The 16,581-nt window shown below is 72.2% G+C and carries 10 protein-coding genes and 1 pseudogene; 5 read left to right on the forward strand and 6 right to left on the reverse strand.

From position 1 onward, the window contains the following. Positions 1-256: 256 nt before the first annotated feature. Positions 257-2,190: pseudogene (locus ABZ573_RS05620) on the forward strand (polymorphic toxin-type HINT domain-containing protein); the annotation flags it as partial. Between the two features lie 967 nt (positions 2,191-3,157). Then, positions 3,158-3,478 carry a hypothetical protein gene (locus ABZ573_RS05625; RefSeq protein WP_327030637.1) on the forward strand — a complete coding sequence of 107 codons (321 nt, stop codon included), beginning with the start codon at positions 3,158-3,160 and terminating at the stop codon, positions 3,476-3,478. 33 nt (positions 3,479-3,511) lie between these two features. On the opposite strand, the gene ABZ573_RS05630 is transcribed toward ABZ573_RS05625, so the two are convergent. Beyond that, entirely contained in the window at positions 3,512-3,847 is a 336-nt protein-coding gene (locus ABZ573_RS05630) for a cellulose-binding domain-containing protein (RefSeq protein ID WP_327030638.1), read from the reverse strand. Positions 3,848-4,084: 237 nt separating this feature from the next. Next, entirely contained in the window at positions 4,085-5,227 is a 1,143-nt protein-coding gene (locus ABZ573_RS05635) for a cellulose binding domain-containing protein (RefSeq protein WP_358115863.1), read from the reverse strand. Positions 5,228-5,529: 302 nt separating this feature from the next. On the opposite strand from ABZ573_RS05635, the gene ABZ573_RS05640 reads away from it, so the two are divergent. Continuing rightward, positions 5,530-6,639, forward strand: a complete 1,110-nt coding sequence (locus ABZ573_RS05640; protein WP_358115866.1) for an FAD-dependent monooxygenase — start codon at positions 5,530-5,532, stop codon at positions 6,637-6,639. A 157-nt stretch (positions 6,640-6,796) separates the two neighbouring features. Next, positions 6,797-8,557, forward strand: coding sequence for a cytochrome c oxidase subunit I (ctaD, locus tag ABZ573_RS05645; RefSeq protein WP_132233840.1), 1,761 nt, complete (start codon positions 6,797-6,799; stop codon positions 8,555-8,557). 323 nt (positions 8,558-8,880) lie between these two features. Here ctaD and ABZ573_RS05650 read toward each other — a convergent pair whose 3' ends face one another. The 4 genes from ABZ573_RS05650 to ABZ573_RS05665 form a co-directional block, all read right to left on the reverse strand. Further along, the gene (locus tag ABZ573_RS05650) at positions 8,881-10,098 is read right to left on the reverse strand and encodes an MFS transporter (RefSeq protein ID WP_358115869.1); all 1,218 of its coding nucleotides are present in this window, start codon (positions 10,096-10,098) and stop codon (positions 8,881-8,883) included. Between the two features lie 65 nt (positions 10,099-10,163). Beyond that, complete coding sequence (locus ABZ573_RS05655; protein WP_151453616.1) at positions 10,164-10,745, reverse strand: isochorismatase family protein; 582 nt, start codon at positions 10,743-10,745, stop codon at positions 10,164-10,166. 14 nt (positions 10,746-10,759) lie between these two features. Continuing rightward, the gene (locus ABZ573_RS05660) at positions 10,760-12,046 is read right to left on the reverse strand and encodes a nicotinate phosphoribosyltransferase (RefSeq protein WP_311412452.1); all 1,287 of its coding nucleotides are present in this window, start codon (positions 12,044-12,046) and stop codon (positions 10,760-10,762) included. Positions 12,047-12,062: 16 nt separating this feature from the next. Further along, the gene (locus ABZ573_RS05665; RefSeq protein ID WP_358115873.1) at positions 12,063-14,738 is read right to left on the reverse strand and encodes a LuxR C-terminal-related transcriptional regulator; all 2,676 of its coding nucleotides are present in this window, start codon (positions 14,736-14,738) and stop codon (positions 12,063-12,065) included. Between the two features lie 202 nt (positions 14,739-14,940). On the opposite strand from ABZ573_RS05665, the gene ABZ573_RS05670 reads away from it, so the two are divergent. Further along, a complete protein-coding gene (locus tag ABZ573_RS05670) occupies positions 14,941-16,479 on the forward strand; it encodes a hypothetical protein (protein ID WP_358115876.1) in 1,539 nt (512 codons plus the stop codon). The last annotated feature ends 102 nt before the right edge of the window (positions 16,480-16,581 follow it).

Below are 16,581 nucleotides of genomic sequence, written 5' to 3' on the forward strand. Positions count from 1 at the left end.
GTGGGCGTGGCCGACGGCGATCACCGTAGCTTCCACGGTGGCCGGTGCCGTCCGCCTCACTTCGGCTCCGACCTGTCGGTTCGTCGTTCTCCGCGGCCCGCGGGAGTGCGACCGTGCCATGGTCGCGGTGCCATTCCGGGGACCGTGGCGCACCCTGTCGTGGGGGATTCCGGCAGCTGTTCCGGTGTGAGTGGACGGGGCGGGGAGAAGTGTCCCGAGCGACAGCCGGGGATTGCGCCGAGAATCGCCTCCCGGCGAGTACGAGCAGGGCTCCAAGCGGCTCACCCGTCAGCGGCTGGACCGCGAGTCTGCCCCGATCGTCGACATCGACGCCCGCTACACCTACGACGCGTCCGGCAACATCCAGCGGATCGTGAACAACCCGTCCGGTACGCAGGACACGCAGTGCTTCACCTACGACTACCTGCGCCGCGTGGACCGGGCGTGGACGTCGGCGAGCACCGCGACCGACCCCTGCGCCGGCGGCCCCTCGGTGACCGGCGTGGGCGGCCTCGCGCCGTACCACCACGCCTACACCTACCCCGCCGCCGGCCAGGCGCAGCCGCACACGCTGAGCCAGATGACGGAGTCGACCCCGGCGGGTGACCGGCTGCACTCCTACCAGTACGACGCGGCCGGCAACACCACGAAGCGGACGAGGACCGGCGAGGACCAGACCCTGGTCTGGGACGCGGAGGGCAACCTCGAATCGGTAACCGACGCCGCCGGCAAGAAGACCAGTTTCACGTACGACGTCGACGGCTCCCGGATACTGCGCAAGGAGCCGAACGCCACCACCCTCTACCTGCCGGGCATGGAGATCCGGCTGAACCATCAGACCCGGGTCACCGACGCGACCCGCTACTACGGCCTGCCGGGTGGCGGGACGCTGGTCCGCAAGACCGACGGCATCCGGTACGTGGCGAGCGACCACCACGGCACCGGCCAGGCGACCGTCGACGGGGCCGGCGCGATCACGCACCGGCGGACCACCCCATTCGGGGAGAGCCGGGGAACGGCACCGGCGCCGGGTCAATGGCCGACGGAGAAGGGCTTCGTCAACGGGAACATCGACTCGACGACGGGCCTGGTGAACATCGGCGCTCGCGAGTACGACACGATCGCCGGCCGGTTCATCTCGGTCGACCCGATCATCGACGTCAACGACCCGCAGCAGATGAACGGGTACGCGTACGCCAACAACAACCCGATCTCGTACTCGGACCCCGACGGGCTGAAGGCGTGCTCCGACGACGTCTGCGGCCCGGGCGCCGACTACGAGGACATGTACGGCAACTACCACAAGGTCAAGGGCCACAACGACGGCTGCGGTGGTTGCTCGGGCGCGTACGACCCGGACGAGCCGACGAAGAACGTGCACAACAACCCGCGGGCGTCGGCCGAGGAGCGGGCCGCGGCGGCACGGGCGGCGGCGGAGAAGGAGCGGCAGCGCCGCATCGCCGAGGCCAAGGCGAGGATGCTCAACATCGCCAAGGCCCTGGGGAAGATCGCGATGGAGGAGCTGGGCATCACCGATGCCCTGGACTGCTTCCTCAAGGGCGACATGGACGGCTGCATAGCCACGGCGGTCAACGTGGTGTCGTCGGCCTTCGGTGGTGCGCTCGGCAAGCTGGCCGCCAGGTACGGCGCGCCATGGAAGTGGGAGAAGGCCGCCGCGCTGGCCAGCCGCGTCAAGGGCCTGCTCGTCGATCTGGTCGACAAGGCGAAGGCATTCATCAAGTGCAAGAACAGCTTCGTGCCGGGCACGTTGGTGGTGATGGCCGACGGGTCGCGCAAGCCGATCGAGGACGTCAAGACCGGTGACGTCGTGCTGGTGACCGATCCGGTGACCGGCAAGACGACGACCAAACCGGTGGTGGCGACCATCATCGGCCAGGGCACCAAGCACTGGTCGAGGTCACCATCGACCCCGACGGCGACGAGGGCGACGCCACCGGAACTGTCGTCGCCACTGGTAACCACCCGTTCTGGGTGCCCGAACTCCGTGAGTGGGTTGAGGCCGCCGATCTGAAGGCTGGTCAGTGGCTGCGCACCTCGGCCGGTACCCACGTGCAGATCAGCGCGACCCGGCAGTGGACGGAGCCGGCACAGGTCCACAACCTGACTGTCGACGACATCCACACGTACTATGTGCTCGCTGGTGAGAAGTCGCTCCTTGTGCACAACTCGTCTTGTGCGGTGCACGGAGGCCCCACTGGCCTGCCGAGTGGTGACCTGCGTGAACCGCAGCAGTGCACCTGTCCGGACGGGGCGCCCGCAACTGATGGGGCGCCGGGGCTTGACGAGGGCGCTCCCGAGGAGGCAAACCGGCGCATCACCTTCGCGGATGAGTTGCGCACGCAAGAAACCACCCGTACCTCGATCGCCCGCGGTATCAACGCCGAGATGAATGCGATCAAAAACGTCAAGGGTCAAACGGATCCAGTGGGCGGAGCTATTATTCTCGTGCTCGGCGTCTGGGCCAAGTGGAAAAACAGGGGTCGCTAGGTGGCGTCGACATCGAGTACGATGACCCGGTCGTCGATCGAACGAGGATGTCGTGGGTAGGTCGATCTGGCTGATGCTCGCTGTGCTCCTGTGCGGAGGGGCGTTGGCGGGAGGTCTGCTACTTCTCAGACGAAGGCGCAGAGTCCGCGTCGAGGACGATCCTGAAGCTCGTAGGGAGGCTGCTCGACGTGCCATACGACAGATGTCGAGCGAGCGTCGTGGCAAAAAGGGCACCATTCGCGGCAAGGGTGGTGGCGGTAACGAGCGCACAGCACAGGATGCATCTTCGGGTACGGACTTCTCGGGAGGAATCTGATTCCGGTCCGTCGTGCGGGGCGCCGGAGTGGTGTTCCCGCCAAAGAGCTGACCGAATAGCACCTGTCTGAGTGCCTTGAATAATTAGATAAGCGGCAAGTGAAAGAGGGAGACGTGGCCGAGTCCACGTCTCCCTCTTTCTGCTCGAAAGCCCGCCGGGTTGGCCCGGACGGATAGACGCTAGAGATCACCCCACGGGTGCTGCTCGTGGGCGGGAGGGGTGGGCGTGCCGTCAGAGGGTTGGGAGTGGCTCAAGGATCAGCCTCCGAAGTGGGAGGCTCCCGACGATCTGCATGCTCCGACTGTCTCACCTGCGCTGAACCTCGGTGTCCAGGTGATCGGCAGCAACATCGCCGGTAACGACATCGTGGAGGTCGCGGCGGAGTTCCTCGCGGCGGAGGCCCGGCTCGAGTTGTGGATGGGCCGCCTTGATCCGCCCCTGCCGCTACGTCGGCGGTTCGAGGTGGGGCGGGAGACCGGCGAGGCCGTCCGGACCACGTACGAGGCGTGGATCGACTTCCAGAAGGCGCACCGGGCGGCGGGCGGACGGGTGGCGATGGTCGGCCGGGAGAGATCGAGGCTGATCGCGGCCTTCCGGGAGGCGACCGCCGTGCTGAAACGTGCGGTGGACCGGGGAACGGGCGAGGGGGCGTGACCGGCGGCCGGTCACGCCCTCTCGATCACGCTGTCAGGACCGGGAGCAGGCCACGCCGTTGAGGGTGAAGCTGGTCGGCGAGGAGTACGCGCCGCTCAGCGTCCCCTGGTAGCCGAAGCTCGCCGTGCCGCCGGGGCTGAGCGTGCCGTTCCAACTGATGTTGCGCGCCGTCACCGCCTGGCCGCTCTGGCTCACCGTGGCGTTCCAGGAGTTGGTGACCCGCTGCCCGGAGAGCAGGGAGTAGGCCAGCGTCCAGCCGTTGATAGTGCTCGACGAGGTGTTGGTGATCTGCACGTCGGCGGTGAACCCGCTGTTCCAGGAGTGACGGCCTCGTGGCTGTGGGAGGCTCTCTTTGCGTTCGGTGAGCATGTCGCCGCTGGTGCGAAGGTGGAGACGGTGCCGGACGACATGTCGGACAGGCTGGGCTCCTTCATGAAGCAGCTGTCGAGCGTCGTGCATCGCAGAGGTGGCGATTCATAGCTGGTTCCGAACGGGCGGCCGGGGCAATGGTGATGCTGTTGCCCCGGCACTCCGGGGACGTAGGCGTTCGTAACGGTGCGGGGGCGTAGCCGCAAGGCTGCGCCCCCGCACCGTGTCGGTGCGTCCTCAGGCGCGTGAGCAGGTGACCCCGTTGAGGGTGAAGCTGGTCGGGGACGCGTACGCGCCGCTCAGCGTGCCCTGGTAGCCGAAGCTGGCCGTGCCGCCCGGGGCGAGCGAACCGTTCCAGCTGATGTTCCGCGCGGTCACCGCCGAACCGCTCTGGCTCACCGTGGCGTTCCACGAGCTGGTGATCTGCTGCCCGGCGGGCAGGTTGTAGGCCAGCGTCCAGCCGTTGATCGGGCTCGACCCGGTGTTGGTGATCTGCACGTCGGCGGTGAAGCCGTTGCTCCACGAGTTCGGCGTGTACTTCACCGCGCACCCGGCGCCGCCCGGCGGGGGAGTGCTCGGCGGGGGCGTGGTGGGCGGCGCGGTCGTGGGCGGCGGGTTGCCGCCACCGTTGACCGCCGCCGAGAACGAGGTCACCGCGAGGCCGGCGCCGCCCTGCCACGGCTCGAAGCCGGCCTGGATGCTGGTCAGGTACCAGGAGTTGGTGATCGCGCCCCGGTTGCGGGTGTCGTTGATGAACGCCAGCAGGTTGAGGTTCGCGCTGCTGATCGCCGACGGCGCCAGGTAGGAGATGACGTTGTTGGAGCCGTTGCTGCCGCGCCAGACCTCCCAGCTCCGCCCGTCGATGGTGGCGGTGCCGACCGGGGAGCCGATGGGCTGGATCGGCCCCTGCCGGTTGAGCCAGATCATGATCTCCATCTGGTTCACCCCGTCGCGCTTCGGCGACGGGTCCAGCCAGATGTCGTACGAGGCGTTGTAGATCGCGTTGCTGACGTACCGGTAGGCGATGTTGCTGGTGGCGCTGCTGATCTGGCTGACCTGGATCGGCAGGTTGGTGCCCGGGGAGCAGTTGGTGTAGTGGCAGCCGAGGAAGATCGACGGGTACGCGGTCGGCGCGCCGTTGGTCGGGTTGCTGCCGTTCTGGGTGGTGATCTCGAAGCCGCTGCCGGTGACGTTGATGCACTGCTGGGCGGTGGTGCCCCAGCGGTTGTTCTGCACCACGTAGCGGCCCTGGATGGTGGTGGAGCCGTACTGCTCGCAGATCTGCGTGTCGGCGCTGGCGGTGCCGCCGAGGGCCACGGCGACGATCGAGCCGGCGGCGAGCAGCGCGGCTGCCGCGAGGGCCCGGAGTGGACGTTTCATGATGCTCCTTCGGCTTCGGCGCGGAACGCCGGACGGAGTCGGTCGGCGGGCGCGGGAGCGCTCCCACAACCCTTCGACACATTTACATCTCTGAAACCGCAGCGCAACGGGCCTGGGGTATTGGAGAGGTAAGTGAGGTTTGTCACGCCCGAGTCGCTCGGCGGCAGGTCGTCCTCCGAAGCGGGCGCGGCGGGCGCCGAGGAGTGTTTCGCCTGGGACGATTGACTCTGGTGTGTGCCGATTGCGCCGAGTAGTGTCTTGCCTCCAACGCGTGCCGAACCCCTCCGGAGGCGTACACCACCATGGGTGGCTCTCCCCTGCGCATCCTCGTCGTCGGCGCGGGCATCGCCGGTCTGGCCGTGGCCCGGGCGCTGCGGATGGCGGGCTTCCGCCCCGACGTCACCGAGAGGCTGCCCCCGGGCGAGAACGCCGAGACCGGTCTCTACCTACCCGGCAACGCGGCCCGGGCGCTGTGCCGCCTCGACCTCGACGGGCCCGTACGCCCGCTCGGGCACGTCATCCACCGGCAGCGGTTCCTCGACGCGGCCGGGGCGCCGCTGTGCGAGGTGGATCTCGACGCGCTCTGGTCCGGGGTCGGCGAGTGCCGGGCGCTGCCCCGGACGGAACTGCACCGGGTGCTGCTCACCGGCGCTGGCGGCGCCGTGCGGCACGGCACCGAGGTGCGCGCCGTCGACCTGCTGCCGCACTCCGTCGGCGTCACCTTCGTCGACGGCACCGCCGCCGAGTACGACCTCGTCGTCGGCGCCGACGGGCCGCGCTCCTCGATCCGGGCCCTGGCCGCGCTCGGCGGTCCGCCCCGACCCGCCGGCCAGGTCGTCTACCGCAGCGTGGTGCGCGACGGGCCCCCGGTTGCCGAGTGGACCGCCCTGCTCGGCCAGCGCGCCGGCTTCCTGGTCGTGCCGATCGGCGCCGGACGGCTGCACTGCTACGCCGACGAGGCCGGCACCGTCGCGCCGGCCGACCCGACGGCCCGGCTGCGCGAGCTCTTCGGCGACTACGGCGGACCGGTGCCCGCCGTGCTGGAGGCGCTGGACCGGGTGCACGTCGCGGTCACCGAGGAGGTGGAGCTGGGCTGCTGGTCCCGGGGACGGGTGCTGCTCGTCGGGGACGCCGCGCACGCCACCGCACCGACGCTGTCCCAGGGCGCCGCGATGGCGCTGGAGGACGCCGTGGTGCTCGCCGACTCCCTCCACGCGACCGGAGGCGACGTCGAGGCGGCCCTGGCGGCGTACGAGAGTCGTCGTCGCCCGCGTACGCGATGGGTGCGGGACCGGACCCGGGACCGCAACCGGACCCGGGACGTGCCGCCGGCGCTGCGCGACCCGCTGCTGCGCGGGCGCGGCGACCGGATCTTCGGCGAGCACTACCGGCTGCTGCTCGGCCCGCTGTAGCGGCCGGCGGCCGAGGGCCCGGTGCGTCGGGGCCGTGCAGGCTACCCGACCACCCCACGCGGCGTAGCCACCTGCCGGGGACTATCCTCCTTGCGGATGACGGCCCGCAGATAACCAGCGCGTGCCGAGCGGGACAACCCAGAACCGGAGGCCACTCGTGACCACCGTCGCACCCAAGCCGGTCGTGACCCGGCCCTGGCCGGTCCGAGCGCCGGTCAAGGGGTCGGCCATCGCGCGGCTGCTGCGTACCACGGACGCGAAGCAGATCGGGATCATGTACATGGTCACCGCGTTCGCGTTCTTCATGATCGGTGGCCTGATGGCCCTGATCATGCGGGCCGAGCTGGCCCGACCCGGGCTGCAGTTCCTGTCGCCCGAGCAGTACAACCAGCTGTTCACCATGCACGGCACGATCATGCTGCTGTTCTTCGCGACGCCGATCGTGTTCGCCTTCGCGAACTACGTGGTGCCGCTGCAGATCGGCGCGCCCGACGTGGCGTTCCCCCGGCTGAACAGCTTCGCCTACTGGCTGTTCCTCTTCGGCGGCACGATGACCATGGTCGGCTTCCTCACCCCGGGTGGCGCGGCCGACTTCGGCTGGACCGCGTACGCGCCGCTGAGCTCCGTCGAGCACTCGCCCGGCGTGGGCGCGAACCTGTGGGTCGTCGGCCTGGTCATCTCGGGTCTGGGCTCGATCCTCGGCGCGGTCAACGTGATCACCACGATCCTGACCCTGCGCGCGCCCGGCATGACGATGTTCCGGATGCCGATCTTCACCTGGAACATCCTGGTCACCGGTCTCCTGGTGATCCTGGTCTTCCCGCTGCTGGCCGCCGCGCTGATGGCGCTCGCCGCCGACCGGCTCCTGGGCGCCCACGTCTACGACCCCGCGACCGGCGGGCCGATGCTCTACCAGCACCTCTTCTGGTTCTTCGGCCACCCCGAGGTGTACATCATCGCGCTGCCGTTCTTCGGCATCATCTCCGAGATCATCCCGGTCTTCTCCCGTAAGCCGATCTTCGGCTACAAGGGCCTGGTCGCCGCGACCATCGCCATCGCCGGCCTGTCGATGAGCGTCTGGGCGCACCACATGTTCTCCACCGGCCAGGTGCTGCTGCCGTTCTTCAGCTTCCTGAGCTACCTGATCGCCGTGCCGACCGGTATGAAGTTCTTCAACTGGATCGGCACCATGTGGCGCGGCCAGATCAGCTTCGAGACGCCGATGCTCTTCTCGATCGGCTTCCTGGTCACCTTCCTCTTCGGTGGTCTCACCGGCGTGCTGCTGGCCAGCCCGCCGATCGACTTCCACCTGCACGACTCGTACTTCGTGGTGGCCCACTTCCACTACGTGCTCTTCGGCACGATCGTGTTCGCCGTCTTCGCCGGCATCTACTTCTGGTTCCCGAAGATGTTCGGCCGGATGCTCGACGAGCGGCTGGGCAAGGTGCACTTCTGGCTGACCATGATCGGCTTCCACACCACGTTCCTGGTGCAGCACTGGCTGGGCAACGAGGGCATGCCGCGCCGGTACGCCGACTACCTGCCCGGCGACGGCTTCACCACGCTGAACATGGTCTCCACCATCGGCGCGTTCATCACCGGCATCTCGACCCTGCCGTTCATCTGGAACTGCTGGAAGTCGTACAAGGCCGGCCCGGTGGTCGAGGTCGACGACCCGTGGGGTCACGGCAACTCGCTGGAGTGGGCGACCAGCTCCCCGCCCCCGCTGCGGAACTTCGACCGGATGCCGCGGATCCGCTCCGAGCGGCCGGCGTTCGACCTCAAGTTCCCCGAGCTGGCGGCCGGCGGCCAGAGCCTGGCCGGCCCGCCGGAGGGCGGCGCCAAGCCGCTGACCAGCGAGTCCGACGGCGGCGCCAGCTACCGCGAGGACACCGCGAGCGACGCCGACCGGCGCTGACGCTCCGCACCACGTACGACGGGCGCCACCCCACCCGGGGCGGCGCCCGTCGGCGTTGCGAGGGGTACGCCCCGTGGCGGGGGCAGGCGCTGACGACCCGGACCGGGTCGCCCTGACCCCTCCGCTGCCGCCCACCCCGGCGGCCCCGCCCAGCGCCACAGCCTGAGCGCGGGCCTCCTGATCAGTTGATGGAGAACCGGGCCACACGGCGCATGGACACCGGCTGGGCATCAACCGATCTTGTCGCCTGCCCGGTGCCCCGCCGGACTGCCGGGATCGGCCCAGGGCCGCTCAGCCAGGGCCGTCGGGCCGGGGGCGCCGGGTCAGGTGGCGGGGGTCGGGACGAGTTCGGGGGTGGGCGCGAGGGTGGCGGCGGTGCGGCGGCGGCGCAGCTCGATCGGGAGCACGGCCAGCGCCACCAGCGCCCCGACCGCGCCGGTGACCGCGAAGCCCCAGGCCGGTGCGGAGGCGTCGATGACGGCGCCCGCGAGGGGTGCGCCGATCGCCATGCCGATCGTGACCGCCGAGCCGTGCAGGCCCATCGCCTCGCCGCGTACGGAGGCGGGGACCAGCCGGCTGACCGCGTCCGAGGTGGCCGCGATGGTCGGCGCGCAGAGCGCCCCGGCGGGGATCAGCGCCAGGCAGAGCAGCCACCAGTGCGCCCCGCCCAGCCCGACCGGGATGGTGCAGAGGCTGAGGGCGGCCATCAGGACCAGCGGCGGGAAGGAGCGGGTGACCGCCCCGTACGCGAAGCCGCCGACCAGCGACGCGACCGCCCAGACGGCGAGGACGACGCCCGTCCACCCGACGTCGCCGTTCTCCCGCAGCACGGCGACCACCGCCACGTCGGTGCCGCCGAGCACCAGCATGCCGGCGGCGCTGACCGCCAGCACGGCGAGCAGGCGCGGGGTGAGCCACGACCGGCGGGGCACCCGCGGCTGCGGGCCGGCCGGCTCGCCGCCGCCGCGGATGGGCGGGTTCAGCACCCAGAACGCGATGCCGGCGGCGACGATGCCGGCGCCCACCAGGTGGAGCGTGGTGCGCGGGGAGATCGCGGTGGCCGCCGCAACGGCCAGCGCGGGGCCGACCATGAACGACAGTTCCACCGACATCGAGTCCAGCGCGTACGCGGGGCGGCGCCGCTCCGGCGGCACCATCGCGGCGATGGACTGCCGGATCACCGAGAAGATCGGCAGGGCGAGCGAGCCGGCCAGAAACGCGGCGGGCAGCAGCACCGGGTACGGCAGCATCGGTGCGGTGGACCAGAAGACCGCCTCGGCGATCCCGGTCAGCACGAGCACCGGCCGCAGGCCGCGCCGGTCGACCAGGCGGCCGAGCAGCGGGCCGCCGATCGCGGCTCCCACGGTGATCGCCGCGCCGACGAGCCCGGCCGCTCCGTAGCCGCGCCCGAGGTCGAGCACGACGTAGAACGTCAGGGTCACCCCGGTGGCGGTGAGCGGGACGCGGGCGAGCACCGACACCAGCAGCAACGACCGGAGACCGGGCAGGGCGAGCGCCTCCCGGTAAGGCTTCAGGTTCATGTCGGTGCGTACCTCCGCCGGACATCCTCGGCCGGAGGTACGACACCCGCCAACGAATTACGGCCTCATGCGGCCCTGATCACAGGCTCCCCACGCAGGGTCACCCCGGCGCCGTCCATCGCCCGCAGCGCGACGTCCGTGGTGGGCGGGGCGACGGCGGCGGTGAGGTCCAGCAGGACGGTGGTGGCGAAGCCCTCCCGGGCGGCGTCCAGGGCGGTTGCCCGTACGCAGTGGTCGGTGGCGATCCCCACCACGTCGACCCGGTCCACGCCACGCTGGCGCAGCCAGTCGGCCAGGCTCTCGCCGCCCTCGGCGTGCCCCTCGAAGCCGGAGTACGCGGCCGCGTACTCGCCCTTGTGGAAGATCGCCTCGATCCGGTCGGTGGCCAGGTCGGGGTGGAACTCCGCGCCCGGGGTGCCCACCACGCAGTGCCGCGGCCAGCACTCCACGAAGTCCGGCGGGTCGCCGAAGTGGGCGCCCGGGTCGACGTGGTGGTCCTTCGTCGCGACGACGTGGTCCCAGCGGTCCGGCTCGGCGGCGAGGAGCCGGGTGATCCCGGCCGCCACGCCGGCCCCGCCGCCCACGGCCAGCGAGCCGCCCTCGCAGAAGTCGTTCTGCACGTCCACGATGATCAGCGCGTTGCTCACCTGCTGCTCCTTCGTCAGTCGGCCGGGACGACCGTGACCGGGATGGCCGGGTCGCCGGCGGAGAGCTTGAGGCCCTCCCAGGGGATGGAGATCAGGCACTGTCGCAGGTGTTCCCGCGACTCGTCCAGGGTTGGCCGGTCAACCGGTTCGCCGCCGGCCAGGAACGAGTGCTGGAGCAGCCGGTCGTTGGGCCGGGGGTCCGGCACGCCCTGCGGCACGACGATCTCCTCGGTGGCGGTGCCGGTCGGCTTGTGCCGGCGTACGGCCACCTTCCGGCCGCCGATGGTGGCCTTGTGCTCGGAGCGCTTGACCACCGGGCGGCCCTCGACCTCGACGAGCTTGTAGACCAGCCCGGCGGTGGGCGCGCCGGAGCCGGTGACCACGGCGGTGCCTGCGCCGTACATGTCGACAGGCTCGGCGGCGAGCGAGGCGATGGCGTGCTCGTCGAGGTCACCGGAGACGATGATCTTGGTTTCGGTGGCGCCCAGGGAGTCGAGCAGCTCGCGGGACTGCTGCGCGATCACCGCCAGGTCGCCCGAGTCGATCCGCACCGCCCGCAGGTCGGGCCCGGCCACCGCGATCGCGTTGCGGATGCCCTGGCTGATGTCGTACGTGTCGACCAGCAGCGTGGTGTCCTTGCCCAGCGTGGCGACCTGCGAGGCGAACGCGGCCCGCTCGTCGGAGTGCAGCAGGGTGAACGCGTGCGCGGCCGTGCCGGCGGTCGGGATGCCGTAGCGCAGCCCGGCGGCGAGGTTCGAGGTGAACCGGAAACCGGCCAGGTACGCGGCCCGCGCCGCGGCCACCGCCGCCTCCTCGTGCGCGCGCCGGGAGCCCATCTCGATGAGCGTCCGCCCGCGTGCCGCGGTGACCATCCGCGCTGCGGCTGCGGCCACGGCGCTGTCGTGGTTGAGCACGGAGAGGATGAGCGTCTCCAGCACCACGCACTCGGCGAAGCCGCCGGAGACGGTGAGGATCGGCGAGCTGGGGAAGAACAGCTCGCCCTCGGCGTAGCCCTCGATGTCGCCAGTGAAGCGGTAGTCGCGCAGCCAGGCGGCGGCCTGCTCGTCGACCACCCCGGTACGCCGCAGGAAGTCGACCTCGTCGGCGTCGAAGCGGAAGTCGCGGATCAGCTCGATCAGCCGGCCGGTGCCGGCCACCACCCCGTAGCGACGACCTGCGGGCAGCCGGCGGCTGAACACCTCGAAGACGCAGCGGCGGTCGGCGGAGCCGTCGCGGAGGGCGGCACTGACCATGGTCAGCTCGTAGTGGTCGGTCAGCAGCGCGGGGCGAAGGGTGCTCACCGCCCCAGCCTAGGGTTCACCCGCCATCGCCGCCGTCGTGGCCCGGGATCGCCCGCAGGGCGGCCCGCAGCTCGGCCCGGCCGGCGACGCCGAGCTTGCCGTAGATCCGCTGGAGGTGGTTCTCCACCGTGCGGGCCGAGAGGTAGAGCCGCTCGGCGATGACCCGGCTGGTCACCCCGTCGGCGGCGAGCCGGGCCACCTGCCACTCGCGTTCGCTCAGCGCCGGGAGGCCGGCCTGCAACGCCGGGGTACGGACCAGGTCGCAGCGGCCGAGCAGGGCGGCGAGGTGTTCCCGGGCCGCGGCCGTCGCCGGGGACCGCTGCCGGCGCAGCCGGTCCAGGGCGGTGGCGGTGGCCTCCGCCGCGTAGACGGTCAGCTCGAGCGCGTCGAAGCCGTCGGCGACCGCCAGCAGTTCGTCGGCGGAGCCGCCCGCGGTGGCCCGGGCGTGCCGGGCGAGCAGCGGGGGCAGCAGCCCGTCGACCCGCTCGGAGAGCTCGGCGAGCCGCTGCGCGACGGTGCGCCGGCCGCCGTCGGAGCAGGTCGGGCCGAGCGGCGCGGTCGCCTGGCCCAGCCGGACCAGGTCGTGCAGCACGTGCACCTCGTGGCCGGCGAAGCCGTCCGCGCGCAGCCGGTCGGCCAGCCCGCTCAGGTGCTTGACGGCGCCGGATACGTCGCCACCGGCGGCGAGCACCGCGCCCCGGGCCTGCTCCAGCCACGGGTACAGCACGATCATGCCCGGGGCGTGGGTGCGGTCGGCCTCCGCCATCGCCTCGGCCGCCTGCGCGGCGTCGCCCCGCAGCGCCGCCGCCTGGGCCCGCTCGGCCTGGGCCAGTCCCGCGTAGACCCGGCTGGTGGCGAGCACCGCGCAGGCGCCGAGGCTGGTCCGCAGCGCCGCGTCGCTCTGGCCGCGCAGCCGGGCCGCGTACGCCTGGAGGATGGCCAGGTAGCCGGTGCCGAGCCGGAAGTCGCCGGCCCCGGCCAGGTCGGCGAACTCGTCGGCCACGATCGCGTCGATGCCGGCCAGGTCGCCCGCGAGCGCCAGCCGGGTGCCCCGGGCCAGCTCCAGGGCCAGTTGCAGGTACGGCATGTCCGCCCGCCACCGGCCCGCCTCGGCCTGCACCCGGTTGATCGCGGTGGCGCTGCGGTGCAGCTGCCCCTGCGCGGCCTGGAGGTGGGCGATCGTGCTGCGCGCCAGCTCCCGGGCGGCGACGCTCGCGGCCGGCCGGTCCAGCACCGTCTGCCCGAGCCGCAGCGCGATGCCGGTGTCCAGCCGGTGCAGCCGCATGATGCCCTCGAAGGCCAGCACCCGGGCCTGGTCGGCGGAGTCGGTCAGGGTCGACCGGCGGGCGGCGATCTCCTCCACCGTGGACTCCCGGCTCAGCCCCCAGTAGCTGACCATGCCCCGCACGGTCAGCCAGCGGCTCAGCCGCCGGTCGCCCTCGATGTCGGTGGCGACCGCGTCCAGCACCCCGATCGCCTCGTCCGGCCGGTCGGCGAACATCAGGATGGTGGCCAGCAGCTCCGCCGCGTCGAAGCCGCCGCCCGCGTCGAGCGCCGCGCGGGCCAGCCGGGTCGCCAGCGGTACGTCGTAGCGGGCGAACGCCTGTCGGGCCGCGTCGAGCAGCAGGGCCGGATCCTGCGCGGTGCCCGAGTCGAGCCGCCACACGGCCACCCGGAGCAGGTCGTCGCGGCGTCGCTTGCCGACCAGCTCCAGCAGCTCGGCGAGGCGGGCCTGCAACCGTCGCGTCCGGCTGACGGGGCAGCGGCGGCGCATCACCTCGCCGTAGAGCGGGTGGGCCAGCCGCACGTTCGCCCGGCGGTCGTCGTGTTCCACGGCGATCAGCCCGCGTTCCTCGGCGGTCTCCACGTCCACCGGGTCGGCGGCCTGGTTGAGCAGGTGCAGGCCGAGCGGTTCACCGAAGGCGACCAGCTCCACCACCCCGCGTACGCCCGAGGTGAGCTGGCCGATCCGCACGTCGATCAGGTCGGTCAGGTTGGGCGCCAGCTCCAGCCGGCCGGTCCACTTCCAGATCCCGTACGTGCGGGTCAGCTCCCCGCGGTCGGCGGCGAACACCAGCTCGCGCAGCAGCAGCGGGTTGCCCTCGGAGAGCCGGCCGAGCCGGTCGGCGGAGGTGGCGTCGACCGGTCCCTCCAGGATCGCGGAGAGCAGCCGCGTGGTCTCGGCCGGCGGCAGCGGCTTCAGCTCGACGTGGTCGACCAGGCCGTCGGTCCACAGGGCGCGGATCGGCAGCGGGAGCTGCTCGCCGTCGCGTGACGTGCCGACGACCGTGGCGTTGTCGGAGCGGGCCACCAGGTGCACCAGCGCCGCCGACGGCGGGTCGAGCAGGTGCGCGTCGTCGACCGCGAGCACGATCCGGCGGCCGGCCGCCTGCTGCTGCAGCACGTCCACCGCCCAGCGCAGGATGCCGGCGGGGGAGAGGCCCTGCGGCTGCTCCGTCGGGAGCACCTGGACGAGACCGCCGAAGGGGAGCGCGGCCGTGGTGGCGCTGGCCGCGATCGTCCAGACGGCGTACCCGTCGCGGGGGAGGGCCGCCATCCCCTCGCGCAGCAGGCGGCTCTTGCCGATGCCCGCGTTGCCGCTGAAGAAGATGCCCCGCCGCTCCGCGCCGGTCACCGCCGACAGCAGACGGTTGAGCTCATCCGTTCGGCCGACGAACCCCCACCGACTCATCGGGGCAGCATATCGATCGGAATCCGTCCGCGTGCACATCGTCACGCACCGAAGTTGAGTAGTCTCGTGATTACCTCTGAGTATTCGAAGTGTTCGGTCCCGGGACCTGGCCGCCCGTACTCTTCCGGCATCCGGGTGCCGTCACCGGACGATTCCATGCGGCCGGCCGCTGCCGGTCGCCTGCCACGGGAGGCCGCTTTCGATGAAGCCCGGTCCTCTCCCCGCCGTCGACAGGCCCGACGACATGGCCGGAGCCGAACTGCCCCGTCGGGACCGGCTGCCCGTCCGGCTGGGGGTGACCGAGCCCCGCCCGGAGGAGCCGCTGGCCGTGATCGGCGTCGGCCCGGCCGCCGCGGGGCGGCGCGAGGTGCTCGCCCACCTGCTCCAGCTCGATCCCGCCATGCTCGCCGTGCCCGCCGGCAGTTGGCTCGTGGTGCGCCACTCCCAGGTGCCGACGCGGGCCGCGTACGTGCCCGGCTACCGCCAGCCCCACTCCTACGGCGCCGACCGGCTGGCCGCCGGGCCGGCGCTCGCGCGCCCGCCGCGCCGGGTCGAGCTGAGCCTGCCCGAGCCCCTGCTGCGGCACTTCAGCCTCGTCGACACGCCGGACACGGGTGCCCTCGGGGCGGCCGGCGGCCGGCTGCTGCTCGACGCGGCGGGCCGGTCCGGGGCGGTGCTCTTCGTGATCGCCGCCGACCAGGCCTTCACCGCGGTCGAACTCCACCTGCTCGCCGACCTGGCCCGTGCCGGCGTCGGGGTCGTCTTCGCGGTCACCCCGGGCGCCGGCGGCTGGGCCCCGGTGCCGGAGGGCGCGGCCACGACGGAGGGCACGGGGGCGTCCGTCGGGTCGGCCCCCGCACCGGTGGACCCGGTCGCGGTCACCGTCGAGGCGCACCGGGCGGCCCTGCTGGCCGCCGTGCCCGGGCTCGCCGACGCCCGCTGGTTCCCGATCGACGCCGCGGCTGACGGGGCGGACCTGCGCCGGGCGCTGGTCGGCTGGGCCGCCGACGAGGGGCTGCGACGGGCGAGCGCCGAGCCGCCGGTGCTGCCGGGGTCGCAGGGCCGGGTGCCGGTGGTGGCCGACCCGGGTGGCTGGTCGGAGCAGCTCGACCGGCAGGCCCGGTCCTCCTCCCGGCGCATCCGCCAGCACCTCGCCCTGGAGGTGGCGAACATCCACCTCCGCGTGGTGCAGGAGATCGTCTTCGGGGTCGGTTGCGCCGGCCTGCCGCAGCTGCTCGACCGCGAGATGGAGGCGCTGTCGCTGCTGGCCACCGCCCAGTGCGACGAGGCGGTGCGCGGGCTCGTCGAGGAGGCCGCCGGTCGGGTCTTCGGCGCGCCGCTGCCGGCGGGTGTCCGGCGGCGCCTCGACGCCCCGCTGCGCTGGGGCCTGACGGAGCACCGGGGCGAGCACGAGCTGGACCGCGTGCTGCTCGTCACCAGCACCGGCGGCGTGGCGGGACTGGCCGGGACCGGCGCGACCGACACGCTGGCGAGCTACCCGGGCGTGGCGCGCGTGGAGGTGCTCCCGCCGGTGGCCGTGGCCCTCTCGGGCGGCTGCTGGCAGCACTGGCGCAGCCCCGGCAACCACGACCCCAACGCCGCCCGGGCCTGGGCGCAGCGCGCGCTGCGGGAGGTCGAACTGGAACTGTGCCGGGAGGTGTCCCGGCGGTTCGAGGTGGTCCGCCTCTCGCTGGACGGGGTGCTCTCCGATGCTGTCGACCACGGCATCCTGCTCGCCTGAGGGCGATCTGGTCGCCTGCGGCGTCGGTGCCGGGCGGCCGTCGCCCGCTGCCGCCCACGCCCTTGACCAGGCAGGACGCGGCGATCCGCGCCGGGCCGGCGT

It is taken from the genome of Micromonospora sp. NPDC007220, assembly GCF_040634035.1.
In the GTDB taxonomy this organism is placed as follows: domain Bacteria; phylum Actinomycetota; class Actinomycetes; order Mycobacteriales; family Micromonosporaceae; genus Micromonospora; species Micromonospora reichwaldensis.

What these genes read in the sequence shown, in the direction of transcription:
- ABZ573_RS05630 (WP_327030638.1), bottom strand. Translation starts at nt 3,847, where the DNA reads ATGCTCACCGAACGCAAAGAGAGCCTCCCACAGCCACGAGGCCGTCAC.
- ABZ573_RS05635 (WP_358115863.1), bottom strand. Translation starts at nt 5,227, where the DNA reads ATGAAACGTCCACTCCGGGCCCTCGCGGCAGCCGCGCTGCTCGCCGCC.
- ABZ573_RS05640 (WP_358115866.1), top strand. Translation starts at nt 5,530, where the DNA reads ATGGGTGGCTCTCCCCTGCGCATCCTCGTCGTCGGCGCGGGCATCGCC.
- ABZ573_RS05650 (WP_358115869.1), bottom strand. Translation starts at nt 10,098, where the DNA reads ATGAACCTGAAGCCTTACCGGGAGGCGCTCGCCCTGCCCGGTCTCCGG.
- ABZ573_RS05665 (WP_358115873.1), bottom strand. Translation starts at nt 14,738, where the DNA reads ATGAGTCGGTGGGGGTTCGTCGGCCGAACGGATGAGCTCAACCGTCTG.
- ABZ573_RS05670 (WP_358115876.1), top strand. Translation starts at nt 14,941, where the DNA reads ATGAAGCCCGGTCCTCTCCCCGCCGTCGACAGGCCCGACGACATGGCC.